This is a genomic window from Eisenbergiella tayi (genome assembly GCF_001881565.1).
In the GTDB taxonomy this organism is placed as follows: Bacteria; Bacillota; Clostridia; order Lachnospirales; family Lachnospiraceae; genus Eisenbergiella; species Eisenbergiella tayi.
The window spans coordinates 844,763-858,759 of record NZ_MPDJ01000005.1; the positions used below are offsets into that span (position 1 = coordinate 844,763).

Genomic DNA, 13,997 nt, shown 5'->3' on the forward strand with positions numbered 1-13,997 from the left:
AGTATTTCAGGCATGCTCTTTCCTCATTGTAAAGGAGACAACTTACATGGTAAATAAACAGAAAATTTTGATTGTGGACGATGATAACAACATCGCAGAACTGATTTCCCTGTATCTGACAAAGGAATGCTTCGAAACCATGATCGTAGGGGACGGGGAATCTGCTCTCTCCGCGGTGGACAGCTTTTCTCCCAACCTGATCCTGCTGGATCTGATGCTTCCCGGCATAGACGGCTATCAGGTATGCCGCGAGGTCCGCAGCAAGTCCAACATTCCTATCATCATGCTTTCCGCCAAGGGAGAAATCTTTGACAAGGTGCTGGGCCTTGAGCTGGGCGCCGATGACTACATGGAAAAGCCCTTTGATTCCAAGGAACTTGTGGCCCGTGTAAAAGCGGTGCTGCGCCGTTATAAAACAGCCCCAGCCGCTCCGGAGCCTTCCAATATCAAATGCGTGGAATATCCGGATCTCACTGTCAACCAGACCAACTATTCGGTTGTCTATATGGGAAAATCGGTGGAAATGCCGCCAAAGGAGCTGGAATTGCTTTATTTCCTGGCCTCTTCTCCCAACCATGTCTTCACCAGAGAACAGCTTCTGGATCAGATTTGGGGATATGAGTATATTGGCGATACCCGTACCGTTGACGTGCATATCAAGCGTCTGCGGGAAAAAATCAAGGATCATGAATCCTGGAGGATTGCTACGATCTGGGGCATTGGTTATAAATTTGAAGTAAGGCAATAAACTGAGGTGAAACAATGAGGAAAACCCTCTATTTAAAATTCCTGCTGGCCTACCTGATATTTGGATTTTTCGGCTTCATCGTAGTTGCCACCTTTGGTTCCAGCATGACTCTGGAACATATGAAAAGAGAAAAAGCAGATACCCTATATAAGGAAGCGACTCTCATCGCCAATACTTATGCATCGGATCTGTATAATAACGAAGCTTCCCTGGAAACGGTAAAAATTCAGCTGGATTCCCTGGCTGTTTATCTGGATTCCACCATATGGATCATCAACCCTTCCGGCCGTATGATAATGGACACCAACACCCCTGTGGATTTGGATCATCCCCGTATCGTGGAGGGCTTTAACGCTACGGAAACAGTCGGATCTTATTATACAATCGGTAACTTTTTCGACAGCTTTGATAAGGAAATGTTAAGCGTCTACGCCCCCATTACTTCTGATTTCAAGGTACGGGGATATGTTGTCATACACACGGCTATGGCGTCCCTGCGCTCCACCAGTGAAAGCCTGCTCAGCATTTCCTATATTATCCTGGTAATCCTTTTCCTGCTGTCCCTTATCATCCTCATCTTTTTTACGGAGATGGTTTATCTTCCCCTGCGTAAAATTACCGAGGCCACGGAACAGTATGCGGCGGGCAACCTGCATTATGAATTCCAGGTGGACAGCGAAGATGAGATCGGTTATCTCGCTGCATCCCTGTCCTATATGGCCAGTGAAATTGCCCGCGGAGAGGACAACCAGAAGAAATTTATTGCCAATGTTTCCCATGACTTCCGTTCACCCCTGACCTCCATCAAGGGCTATCTGGAAGCCATGCTGGACGGCACCATCCCCCCTGAACTGCATGAAAAATACCTGAAAATCGTCCTGAACGAAACGGAGCGCCTCACCAAGCTCACCAACAGCCTGCTTACCCTGAATAACCTGAATACCAGGGGCATGGTACTGGAAAAGACGGATTTTGACATCAACTCCATCATCCGCAATACCGCCGCTTCTTTTGAAGGCACCTGCCAGCAAAAGCACATTGCCATTGAGCTTGTGCTCACCGGCGAACAGCTTTTTGTAAACGGCGATATGGGAAAAATCCAACAGGTGCTGTATAACCTGCTGGACAACGCAATTAAATTTTCCCACTCTGATTCGGTTATTAAAATAGAAACTACGGAAAAAAGGAATAAGGTTTTTGTCTCCATTAAAGACAGCGGAATCGGCATCCCCAAGGAAAGCCTGAAGCTGATCTGGGATCGCTTTTATAAAACGGACCTCTCACGAGGCAAGGATAAAAAGGGTACCGGCCTGGGCCTGTCCATTACCAGAGAAATCATTCAGGCCCACAATGAAAATATTAATGTTATCAGCACCGAAGGTGTAGGCACTGAATTTATCTTCAGCCTGCCTGTCACAGATGATGAAGACGAATAAATAAATGCCGGGCGGAATTGTATTTTTTCCCGCCCCACGCTTTTTAAGGCCGGACTGCCGGGAACAAGCTTTTGTTTCCGGCAGTCCTTTTTATTTCCAGATATTGTTTTTCAAAAAATTTAAACGGGGTATTGACAACATTATCATAGTGTTCTATAGTGTACTTATACAACAAGTACACTATAGAACACTCCGGAGGGTTTTGTGGAAATTATAATCAGTAATAATTCAAGCAAGCCTATATACGAACAGATAACCTCGCAGATGAAGTCAATGATTATGAACGGGCAGCTGCAGGCAGGAGATGCTATCCCTTCCATGCGCGCCCTGGCGAAATCACTGCATATCAGCGTTATCACTGTCCAAAAGGCTTATGAGGATCTGCAGAGAGACGGATTTATCGAAACAACTGTCGGACGCGGCAGCTTCGTATCCGCAAGAAACAGAGATTTTTATCAGGAAGAGCAGCAGCGAAAGGTAGAGGAATTTTTGCAGGAGGCTGTGGAAACGGCCCGTGCCTGCGGTATTCCGCTGGAAAAGCTCCAGGAAATACTGGCACTGTTCTATGAAGAATCAGAAGAATAATATGGCGTGCCCTGCGCGCAGATGGGAGAAAATATGGTATCCGCATTACAGATAACTGACTTGACAAAAGAATATCCCGGCTTCAAGCTGGATCATGTTTCCTTTACTCTTCCCCAGGGAACCATCATGGGGTTAATTGGAGAAAATGGCGCAGGCAAGAGCACCACTATCAACGCCATATTGGATTTAATTAAGCGGGATGAAGGCTCCGTTACCTTCTGGGGAGAAGAGCTTTCCAAAAATCCCAGACAGCTGAAGGAAAATATCGGCGTTGTTTTCGATGGAATTAATTTTTACGAAACGCTTACTCCCGTCAAAGTGGGAAAGATTTCCGCAGCGGCCTACCGTCAATGGAATCCGGTTGTTTACAAAGACTATCTGGATAAATTCCAGCTGCCCTCCGACCAGGAAATCAAAACCTTTTCCAAAGGTATGAAAATGAAGCTGTGCATCGCCAACGCTCTTTCCCATGATTCCAAGCTTCTCATTCTGGATGAGGCCACCAGCGGGCTGGATCCGGTTATGAGAGATGATATCCTGGATATATTTCTGGATTATATCCAGGATGAAAATCATTCCATTCTGATGTCCTCTCATATCACAACGGATTTGGAAAAGATTGCAGACTACGTCACTTTTATCCATGAAGGCAAAATTGTTTTTTCCAAAACCAAGGATGAGCTGATTTATAATTATGGCATTCTGCGCTGCAGCAAGGATGATTTTGACAGAATTGATCCGGGAGACATCCTGGCTTACCGCAAAGAGGATTATCAGTGGAATGTTCTTGTGGCAGACAGGGATAAGGCAATGGCCCGTTATCGGAATGTTATTGTGGATCATCCCACCATCGATGATATACTTCTGCTGTATGTAAAGGGGGAGGCTGCGAAATGAAAAGCTTAATACTTAAAGACATCTATAACATACTCCATAATATGCGATCCATGGCTGTACTTCTGCTGTTTTTTATCATATTTATGATACCCCAGGGCGGAACGGCGGCTTATCAGGTTACCTGCTGCCTGCTGTGCAGTATGATGATAATGACAACTTTTTCTTTTGACAATATTTCCAAGTGGGAAAAATACGCATTGGTTATGCCCATCACCAAAAAAGATCTGGTAACTGCAAAATTTCTTACCTTAATTATATTTTCTGTCTTTGGTGCGGTAACCGGTTTTGTACTGGGTATTGCAGGAGGAGTTGTGTTCAAGAGTTTCCATATCAATTCCCCGGAAGAATGGATTACACTCCTGGCAGTGGCCGGTATAGGCATGGTCATCGGTATTTTCTTCGGAAGCCTGGTAATTCCTTTGCTCTTTAAATTCGGTGCGGAAAAAGCAAGAATGCTTTCCATTGCCGCTTTTGCAGCCCCTGCCGCTATTGGCATGGCTCTGTATAAACTGCTCGATATGTTTGGTATTCCTCTTTCCGAGAAGTTTATTACCAATCTGCTGTATCTCTCTCCCCTGCTTGTTATTGTATGGGTATATGCCATGTACCTTATCAGCTGCCATATCTTCCAAAAGCAGGATATCTGAATCCGGCAGCGGATGATATACACTCCGACGCCCCATTAAAGTACGCAAAAATCAGGAAAGAAACCTACAAAACGAGTTTCTTTCCTGATTTTTCATTTACATAGAGTGAAGGTGCCGCTCAATCATCTAAAATGATGATTTTGCGACACCCCCTTGTATTGATGTTATATTATGGCGCATCTACTAGTTCCCAATGAATGGTAGTGGTATAATTTACGCCGCTGTATATTTCCCCGGGAAAGAGGTTAAGCAGAATGCCCTCCCCGTCGCTCCACTGTACCGTGTGTTCTCCCGGCGTGCCGCCAGTTTGGCGGTAAATTGTCATAGGCGCTTCATTTAAAGGGAATGGAGCACTGCCGGCCCTCCGGAACACCACGGCATTGTCGAGCCGCCTGGGAAGTCCGTCCACCTGTGCCGTCAATGGCTGTATAAGGCTGGCGTCTATGCGCCAACCGGTTGGCTTGGGGCGGGTGTCGCCTACAGTAAGGGCGAATTCATCCCCTTGCGGGTCCGCCAGGGTGTGGATTTCGGGAACCGGTATACTGCCGAATTGCAGCTGCTCCGGCACAGATAAAAAGGAAAGCCTGAATTGTCCCGAATCCTGCACAACAGCTGTTTTTCGCACGGCTATGCCCTTGGCGCTTGCTGTAATGGTTACCACGCTGTCCGCCTTCAGCGTTCCGCCTGTCACGGGAAGCAAATACTGTCCGTAGGCGCCGGCAATTCCGTCTGTTGTCCCATCCTTGCCGTCATTCAGGGTATAGGCGGCTGACAATGCCGCACCGGAGGAAGTATGGCCGGAAAGGGCAAGGCTTTGGCTGTCAGGCGTATCGATATCCAGCGTCATGGAACCCAAGGCGACAAGCTGATTTTTTTCCAGGTTAAAGTTTTGGGTATCCAGGGCGGAAACCACCGGATCATCGCCGGTCAGGTTGGAAGTAAGGCTCTTAATTGTAGTGTCGTAGGCAGCTGTCATAACCAGCGTTTCGCCGTCGGATTTGTTCCATATATGGTCGGGCAAATCATCTGTGCCGCCGGAAACAGGCCAGCCTGTGGACTGCCAAAGGTTCAGAGCCGATGTGCGGATGGAAAGCGTGCCCGCACCGGTAAAGCGCAGCGGAACCCCGGCTGAGCTGTAAAGGAAAACCCGCTCGGGCTGGTTCCATATCACCTGGGCATTGGAATTGGTCATCCGCAGGGGAATGCCATCCGTACCGGTGCGCACAATGGTGGCTGAGCTTCCCGGTTCCATTTGAAACAGGCTGGATATGCGCAGGGCCGCCAGGCTTTCCCTGGTGTCCTGACAGATGTTGAGAGCCGCATCGGATTCCACAAGGAAGCGTCGAACCCGGTAATCGCCGGCAGTAAAGCCATAGCGGCTGCTGGTAAGATGGAAGGCAGAGCCGGAGCACAGCGTGACGTCGGGGGTCTGGCCGTTTGTGCCCAAAAATCCGTAATCAGTGTTGACAGTCACCTCTGCGCCGTCAAGAACAGTCAGCGTGGAAACACTGCTTGTCAGCTGAAGGACGGGATGGTTTGTGCCAGCGGCGCTGATATGAATCGTACCGGAAAATTCCGCGTACATGGTTTCGGCAATTTCGCCGCTCATGCCGCTGACAGGACGAAGGGTATAAGTGCTGTCGGCCAGGCGGGTAGTGCCGCTGCGGTTGTAAACCGGCTGGGGACCGGTATAGTCCACATTTTCATGGATTATGGCGATACCGGAAATGGAATCCGCCACCCAGACGACACCATAATAATTGGCACCATGAATATCCAGGTTTCGCAGAGTGACTGATTGGATTCCCGCACTGCGTACCCGGATCGAGGTGCTGTCATTGGCAGAGGCATATTGGGTAAAGCGGTAACGCCCGCCCTCCGGCGGGGCGCCGTCGATGAGCACATCAGTCTTATTGGGATGAATGTCAATGCCGGTTCCGTCTGCGGTAATGTTGTCGCCCAGGTAGATAGTGGTGTAACCGTTGTCGCCGGACAAAGCCTGTTTCAGTTCGTCATAAGTATAAACTTCAATGGTGGTTTCGTTAAGGATCCGTCCAAAAGTCAGGGCTTCCCCGTCGGATTCCGTCTCTGATTCGACGGTTTCCAGATTTGCTTCGGTGAGTTCTTCCTCTGATTCACCGGACTCTCCATCTGTTTCCGTCGGCAGTAAATTGTCGTCAGCAGGCGCTTCGGTTGAATTTTCCGCAGGAAATTCGCTCTCGGAGGATTCCGGCGGCGGGAGCATCTCCTCTTCAGGAGGGGCTTCACCCGGCATTTCGCCTGAAGGCGGTGAATCACTGTTCCCAGGTTCCTCCTCAGCCGGGTTGCTGTTCTCAGGCAGCACATTCCCCTCCGGGAGCTGTACGACGTTGAAATCTCCCGGAAGGTTCGTGGCAGAAGCAGGCAGCCCCGCACGAAAAACGAGGGCCAGCACTGTCAGGATCATCAGCAGTATTTGCAAGGTTTTATTGCGCATGGGGCTCCTTTCGGTCTGTTTGTTATGGGGCCGGGGGATAAATTTGCCGGTCTTTTTCGCGGCGTACCAGCAGCAGGATGATCATAAGCAGGATCAAGACGAGGATACTCGTGCCGATTAAAAGAGCCATCATCCAGGAACCTTCCGAGGAAGGATGTGCGGCTGTGCCGGGCAAAGCCGTGTTGAGTTCGTCGGCCTGTACACTGCCTACCGTGAATGGTTGGAGAAAAGACCAGCTCTCCCCTTCGTAGTCCAGCGTAATCTCACTCTCATAATTGCCGGGCTTAAGCTGGGGAATGTCTCCCCCGGCGTTTTCCGTTCCGTGTGTAAATGGGGCAATATTCTCCGAGGCGTTATCCGTTCCGGAATTGCCCGATATTGGCGTTACGCCCAGAGGCATCACCGAGTTTGGAGCCATATCCACGCCCCGACGGGTAAATTCGCCTGCTATCCTGCCGCTCTCGTCCCGTACAACTATGTGCAAATCCACACCTTTCGCAATGGCAGCCTCTTTGTTGCGGATGAAGTGGATCATGGCAGGACGGTAGTTGACGGTTCCGGCCTCCACACTTACCAGTTCAAAACCTGGCTGTACATCCACATCCGTTTCACTCAGTTTTACACCCAGCACATAGCTATATATGTTTTGCAGGGTCACCCCTTCGGCGGGGGCGTTGTCTTCAGGCCGCTGGGTAAACACCAGACCGCCCAAAACCACGCCGTCATATGCTTCGGCGGGCATGTCGATAGTGATGCGTGCCATGGCAGCGCTATGCGCCTCAATGACTATGCTGGTATCCTCGGGCGCTGCAATCTCGGAGAAAGGTATTTTCAGTGTCTCATCCCGGATGTCCGGCGTTTTGTAGTCAATGATACCGTTGCGGTTGGTGGATGCGCTGACAGCGGCCAGATCCACTGTGATAACCTTGTCACTTTCATTTACGACCTCCACCTCCAGTGTTTGGGACTGTCCTGGCTGCATACGCAGGTCAAAGTAACTCAGGTTATTACTAATCTGGTTGTCCGGCAGCACGGCGCGCACATAATAGCCAATACCATCTGTCTGGCCGGCAGCCGCCTGCGCCCGAAGAGCTGGGATAATTCCCAGCGGCATCAGGACGATCATAACCATGATGAACAGAAGTTGGGCCAGTATTTTTTTCTGCAGCTTCTTTAAAAACATAATCTCTCCTTTTGTTCAGGCTCCATCAGGGCGTACTTTGCAGATTCCAGGTAAGGACAGCCTCGCTGTCGCCTTCCTCTGCAGTTCCGGGATACACAGTCAGTGTGGTATTTCCGGCGATCCATTCCAACTCCCATACACCCATGCCGGATTTTTCTTCGGCATTCCAAACACGGGTAACCGTTCCGTCGGAAGTCAATTCAATTTCGGTAACCTGCACCGGCGGCTTACCGAGGTTTTCGGCGTTGGTTTTCACGGTTGGAGCGGACGTATTAATCACGGCTCCGGCAAGGGTATCGCCCCCGTCTTCCTTCAGCTGGAATTTGGACAGAGCCACCGTCAGGCTCCAGCCTTCACCGCTGCCGCGTAAATCGCTGATACGCACGGGATCGCCAACACTTTCGGCGGTGTAGACCTGTACGGCAGCGGAAATTTCATGTTGCCCAAAGTCCAGGGCGGGCGCGGCCTGCAGCTTCAGGTCACCGGCTTTGAAGCTCACGACGGCCTGGGTATCTCCTGTGGTACTATCTCCGACTGCGGCGGCCTGCACCGGCTGATTTGTCATGGTCAGAATCAGCGCTGCCAAAAGTGCAAGCAGCGTAATCTTTTTTCCAATTTGTTTTGTCTTATCCATTCTAAGTTTTCTCCTTTGTATTCAATTTCGCAAATCTATACAAGCAAAATTTAGATTTACCTTGAAACCAAGTATACCAAATGCGAAATCGCGTACAACACCCTTTTGAATATAAAAAAAAGCGGCGCTGATACACCGCTGTTTCTTACTCTCGTTTGGGTATTCCCTGCCGCTTTCCCGTAACATAACAGAAGGTCATATAATTTGATTTGCCATGGCGATGCGCACCGCATCCGCACTGTTAATGGCTCCCAGTTTAGCAAATACCTGTTTGGTCATGCTTTTCACGGTATTCAGACTGATTTCCATACTGGCGCTGATTTCTTCCCGCGTAAGACCCTGGCTCAGATTCTCCAGCAGGTGGATTTCCCGTTTGCTGAGTCCGAAATTCTGTCGGAGATTCTGCTGCTGGTGATAGCGGCCTGTAAGGAAGGCGTGGCGTTTGGCGAAGGTAGAGGCTCGTGCGTGTACCTCTTCCAGCCAGCCGGAGGGAATACCCGGTATTCCAGTTTCACGGGCGCGCTGCAGCAGCGAGCGCGTGCGGTTGCCATATTCGATAAAAGGCATTACAATCCCATTTCCGCTGGCCAGTTTGTAGGCAGCCTTTAGCGCTGTGTCAGCGGAGGTGTGCTGCCTCAGATAATGATATGTTACCGCGCGGGATAACTGCACATATATTTGGGTAATCACAGCGCTTTTGCTTTTGGCCACTGCTTCAAACTGGTTCAGCAGAGCCAGTGCCTCGTGGTAATGACCATCAGCGATCAGGCAGCGCAGGCGTACCAGGAGCGCCCGCTCAATGCCTACCGGGGCGTGCCCATACTGCACGGCATTGCGCACCCAGCCGGCTACGCGGTTTGTTTCGCCCAGCTCGGAATAAAACCATCCAAAGGTAATGTCCCAGATACCAAAGCCTGCGGCAGCATCCATTTTTTTGTATTCGTGCACATGCTTCAGCGTGTCCTGGATATTTTGGTACTCCCCCAGCACCGTGTAAATACGCAGCAGCATAAACAGCGCGTTGCCCGCAATGTCATACTGGGACTTCGTTTGTGCCGTGTACAAAGCCTGATAGGCAGGTTCAATTGCTTTTCTGGCGTTTCCCGTCAAAAATTCAAACTCGCATTCGCACAGGTGATCCAGCCCATAGCCTGCCCCGTGCAGTACCCGTGTCATTGGGGGTACTCCTGCGGCGAAGCAGGCCAGGCTTTTCTTCAGTTCACCTGCACGGGCACTCTGCAGGTTCAGGCCAGGGCCGAGATCCACCAGCCGCAGCTTGTTGTTCCAGCGGCTGCTGCCATTCGGCAGCAGATCGTCAGCCTTTTGAAACCACACATCAAAATTGTTTTCTTCCCGCCCCAGCATGATAAGCCCCCGGGCGGCATAGCATTCCCCCAGCATGGCGGAACCCGGCGGCGTCTTTTCCAATTCCGTCTGTACCGCATCCAGGACGGCAGCCGCTTCCTCAAATCTCAGGTTGTTAGTCAGCATCACCGCCAGCAAAATACGGGTCATGGGGGTTTTACTGCGGAAGTGATCCGGCAGCCATTTGATTTGTTCAATAAGAAATTCCGCCTCTGTCTGGGTGTGCCGGGAAGCCTCAAAAAGCAGCAAAATATCCCATACCTCCTGGTGGCTGCCGATCCTGCGGTAATAATTTATTGCGTCATAGTAGTGGCCGTTTTCCCGGCACCATTCCGCTGCCCTTCGATAGGTTATAGTCACGTACTCTTCGTCGAGGGTGTGGCGCTTTTCCCGCAGGAATTCCAGGTACAGCGGGTGAAAATAAAACCGCCTGACACTCGCGTTGTACCGTATAAAGAGATTGCCGCCCATCAGCTGATCCAGATCCCGTCCTTTTTCCCCGCTTACGGCCTGTACCATACCCCGGGGGAACGACTCCAGCCCGGACAGAAGGATAAGCAGGGTTTGCTCTCTCGGCGTGTACTGGGAGAAAATCTCACGTTCAAACATGGCAAACAAACGTGGTTTGGAGACGGACAAGGCATCCATGGCGGCCTGTGTGCCTTCCCGCCGCATTACCATTTTCAGAAGGGACAGGGCGATAGGCCAGCCCGAGACATAACGATTGACGGCTGTGGCCTCTTCAAGGCTGACCTGCATATTGGATGATGCAAACAAAGCCTGTGCCTCTTCATCGGTGAAGCACAAATCATCCGCACCTACCAGCTGCATCGGCATGGCCGCCTCGATGCCGGCAACCGGCCAGGAACGTGCAAGCAGAAGCAAACAGCTGTTTTCCAGCCGCGCGGCAATCAGGTTTGATAAAAAAGTCCTTACCTGGATGTCATCCACAAGGAAAAGGTCGTCAAACACAAACACAACCGCCTGTCTGTCGGTGTACAGATTCTCTGTCAGATCAGTAAGAAACACACTGAAGGCTTGCGAACTGTCCGGAAAGCCGAGCAGTTTCATTTTTTCCGCCAAGGCAGGGTGGTGCAGGGCAAAGGCAGCGGTCACGCTTTCCCAAAAACGGGAGGGGTTGTTATCCAGGGTCGTAAAATTGTACCAGACGGTGCGGTATTCAGATCGGGCCAGATAATCTGCGGCAGCTCGGGTTTTACCAAAGCCGGCACCGCCTTGCAGTACAGCCAGTGGTTTTTGCAGAGCCGACGCCAAAATGGATTCCACCCGCGGACGCCTGATTCCGTTTTCATTGCCTGATTGCTCATCCGGGACAGTATTCGCCATTTCTTCACCTCCAGTCAATTCGGCCAGCACTACAGCGTATGTGCCGGAATTTATTCATAGTATGTCCCTTTATCATGCATGTATTGCTGATCGTCAGCATTTTTTAAATGTTTTACGGTATTCTATACATATACAACAACGGTTAAAAGAGTATTATCGCACAAAAGACTGATAAACTGTGGCTTTTATGATTTAGCCACAGCCTATCAGCCTGTGTATGTCAACTATTGAAAGTACCGTGTAACAAATGGCATATACGGTGCTGTGAGAGGACGGGAGTTAATCACTCCCTCCTGCTCGATTATATCATTTTTCTATTTTACCTTTTTCCTTTGAATCCACGGCTTTAGCCCTTCTCTATCGGTATCCATATTTCCACAATAGATCCGCTCTCTTCGCCGCTGAAGCGTTCATCATAATACTCCACACAATAATTTATCCCATTCAGGAGTTTTTCAGAATAACCTTCTTCATTCGAGGCCAGCCATTCATCCATGGCGTTATTTTCACTCTCATAACCATTCGATACATAAACCTCAAAAGAAGCATAACGGCAGGGCGGCAGCTCCAATAATGTGTATGCGCTGTCCACTTTCCTGTCAGATACCACGTTTCCTGCATAAACGGTACAACGTTCCCCTTCATACATGCGGACTTCATAGCCATGCCCTGATAAAGAGTTGCCCAAAGGTTTCTCTGCGCTCAGTTTTTCAAAAGCATTCCATACATCCCATGTTTTACTGCCGTCCCCGCAGGTACCGGCAATGAGGATCCGATCACGTTTAATAATATTCGGATTAAGAAGAATTCCGCCTCTCAGCCTGTTGGTAAACCTCATAACCAGCTCATCCGCACTTATTATATCAGGCTGATATCCCTGTTTCCGGTATTCACTGGGAGAAATTCCCTGTAAATCACTGAAAGTTCTTGAAAATGCCTGTGCGGAATGAAAACCGCAGTTAAGGGCAATCTCCAAAATAGTATTATCCGTAGTGCCAAGCTGTCTGCAGGCAAAGAGAATTCTTCTGTCCCGAATATATGCCGCCAGAGATTTCCCTACCACAGCTGTAAATAACCGGTGAAAATAATAGGGTGAAAAATAAAATTTCTCCGAAAGGCTTTCCAGATTTATCTTTTCATCCAGATGTCCGTCAATATACTTCAATGCCTCGCCAATTTTTGTGAAGTTGTTCAATACACCACCTCCGCGCTTCTTATGTAATAGCTACATGAATAGTATAAAAAACAAACTCCTTCCTGTCTTAACATTTTTTGCCACATTTTAAGCAATGGCTCCGGCTGTTTCCGATACCCTTTTTCGGTAATTTTACCAGCTACTCTTCCTCCTTCCCATCCAGCGCCCTTATATCCTTATTCCCATACCAATAAATACTGGCAGCCGCCCCGAGCACTGCCGTACATGAAAACATCAGGGCCATGCCGCTTCCGCTCCCTGTTCCCGTCAGCCTTCCCAGAAAAGCTGCGGCAGGAGAACCGCCCTTCATAAACGGTTCGAACACATAATCCGCCAGCCAGCCTCCCAAAAGAATCCCCAGCGGAATGCTGGAATACTGCAGCGCATTTCTCACCGCAAAAATCCTGCCCTGGATTTCTCTCGGAATCCGGTTATACAGAATCATCCGCTGCCCTGCGGCTACAAAGGGAATCGGGACACTGGCGGCAAGCCCCGCCAGGCTCCATATCCACACATTTCGTCCAAAACTAATCCCCAGATCCCCGAACAGGAATGAAAAGGCCGCAGACAGATAAATCATTTTTACCGGACTGCCTTTTATCCGGCCGGAAGCCACAAGCAGGCCGCCCGCGATCCCCCCGATTCCAAGCACGCTGCTCACGATACCCATGATCTGCTCATTTCCGCCGGTTCTTGCCAGAAGCATGGGAGACATGATATTTTCATAGGTCAGCCTGGAAAAGAAATTGATGAGGAACATACTTAGAATCATGTAAGCCAGTCCCTTCCTTTTCCTAAGGAAATCAATCCCTTCCTTCAGGCCGGAAAACAGCGCTTCTTTCTTTTTCTCCCCTGTCGGTTTCTCAGGGATATGGATAAAAATAAGGAGCACACAAAAAGCAAATACAAAGCTGCATAGATCAAGGAGTATCACTCCTTCCAGTCCCCGGAAAGCGCTGACAGAAGCCGCCAGCACCGGTGTCACAACCGTCAGCAGGTTATTGGAAAAGGAATCCATGCCGCTGGCCCTTGCGTACAGCTCCTTCGGCACAAGGATTCCTATCGCCACTGACTGGGCGGGCTGCTGAAAAGCATTCATAAAACCCGTTATCACATTCACCACATAAATATGCCATATTTCCAGTCTTCCTCCCGCCAGCATTGCCCAGATAAAAACAGTGCACAGAGCGGCTGCCGAATCGGACACCAGCATAATTTTCTTTTTGCTGTGTTTGTCTATAAAGGAACCTGCCAGCAGGCTGACAAGGATGTAAGGCATATAAGAACAAAAAGTCATAAGAGATACCGTCATCGCGGAATCCGTCTGCTTATATGTCCAAATCATGAGGGCAAAGCCTGTCATGGCGCTCCCCAGCTGGGAAACGGACTGGCTGAGCCAGAAAATAATATAACCTGTAAATCCGTTCTTTTTATTTTTATTAAAATTCATTGGTTTTCTCCTTATAGTTTTTTTATTTCCTATA

Annotated in this window: 11 protein-coding genes; 5 read left to right on the forward strand and 6 right to left on the reverse strand. The window is 49.6% G+C overall.

Annotated features, from left to right (window positions below; genetic code table 11):
• The first annotated feature begins 46 nt into the window (after nucleotides 1–46).
• The 5 genes from BLA28_RS21780 (at nucleotide 47) to BLA28_RS21800 (ending at nucleotide 4,313) form a co-directional block, all read left to right on the forward strand.
• On the forward strand, nucleotides 47–748 hold the full coding sequence (locus tag BLA28_RS21780; RefSeq protein WP_044970570.1) for a response regulator transcription factor: 702 nt from the start codon (nucleotides 47–49) through the stop codon (nucleotides 746–748).
• 14 nt (nucleotides 749–762) lie between these two features.
• On the forward strand, nucleotides 763–2,184 hold the full coding sequence (locus tag BLA28_RS21785) for a sensor histidine kinase (RefSeq protein ID WP_009254750.1): 1,422 nt from the start codon (nucleotides 763–765) through the stop codon (nucleotides 2,182–2,184).
• Nucleotides 2,185–2,388: 204 nt separating this feature from the next.
• Nucleotides 2,389–2,769, forward strand: coding sequence for a GntR family transcriptional regulator (locus BLA28_RS21790; protein WP_009254751.1), 381 nt, complete (start codon nucleotides 2,389–2,391; stop codon nucleotides 2,767–2,769).
• A gap of 33 nt (nucleotides 2,770–2,802) precedes the next feature.
• Nucleotides 2,803–3,666 carry an ABC transporter ATP-binding protein gene (locus tag BLA28_RS21795; RefSeq protein WP_071699491.1) on the forward strand — a complete coding sequence of 288 codons (864 nt, stop codon included), beginning with the start codon at nucleotides 2,803–2,805 and terminating at the stop codon, nucleotides 3,664–3,666.
• Nucleotides 3,663–4,313, forward strand: a complete 651-nt coding sequence (locus BLA28_RS21800) for an ABC-2 transporter permease (RefSeq protein ID WP_044972488.1) — start codon at nucleotides 3,663–3,665, stop codon at nucleotides 4,311–4,313. The genes BLA28_RS21795 and BLA28_RS21800 overlap by 4 nt, the downstream gene beginning before the upstream one ends.
• A 169-nt stretch (nucleotides 4,314–4,482) precedes the next feature.
• Here BLA28_RS21800 and BLA28_RS21805 read toward each other — a convergent pair whose 3' ends face one another.
• From BLA28_RS21805 to BLA28_RS21830, 6 genes are all read right to left on the reverse strand, one after another.
• Nucleotides 4,483–6,789, reverse strand: coding sequence for a pectate lyase-like adhesive domain-containing protein (locus BLA28_RS21805; RefSeq protein ID WP_071699457.1), 2,307 nt, complete (start codon nucleotides 6,787–6,789; stop codon nucleotides 4,483–4,485).
• A 22-nt stretch (nucleotides 6,790–6,811) separates the two neighbouring features.
• Complete coding sequence (locus BLA28_RS21810; protein ID WP_071699458.1) at nucleotides 6,812–7,972, reverse strand: DUF916 and DUF3324 domain-containing protein; 1,161 nt, start codon at nucleotides 7,970–7,972, stop codon at nucleotides 6,812–6,814.
• Between the two features lie 25 nt (nucleotides 7,973–7,997).
• The gene (locus BLA28_RS21815; RefSeq protein WP_071699459.1) at nucleotides 7,998–8,606 is read right to left on the reverse strand and encodes a WxL domain-containing protein; all 609 of its coding nucleotides are present in this window, start codon (nucleotides 8,604–8,606) and stop codon (nucleotides 7,998–8,000) included.
• Nucleotides 8,607–8,801: 195 nt separating this feature from the next.
• Nucleotides 8,802–11,318, reverse strand: a complete 2,517-nt coding sequence (locus tag BLA28_RS21820) for a helix-turn-helix transcriptional regulator (protein WP_071699460.1) — start codon at nucleotides 11,316–11,318, stop codon at nucleotides 8,802–8,804.
• Between the two features lie 346 nt (nucleotides 11,319–11,664).
• Nucleotides 11,665–12,513, reverse strand: a complete 849-nt coding sequence (locus BLA28_RS21825) for an AraC family transcriptional regulator (protein ID WP_071699461.1) — start codon at nucleotides 12,511–12,513, stop codon at nucleotides 11,665–11,667.
• Between the two features lie 139 nt (nucleotides 12,514–12,652).
• The gene (locus BLA28_RS21830) at nucleotides 12,653–13,963 is read right to left on the reverse strand and encodes an MFS transporter (RefSeq protein WP_071699462.1); all 1,311 of its coding nucleotides are present in this window, start codon (nucleotides 13,961–13,963) and stop codon (nucleotides 12,653–12,655) included.
• Nucleotides 13,964–13,997: the final 34 nt, after the last annotated feature.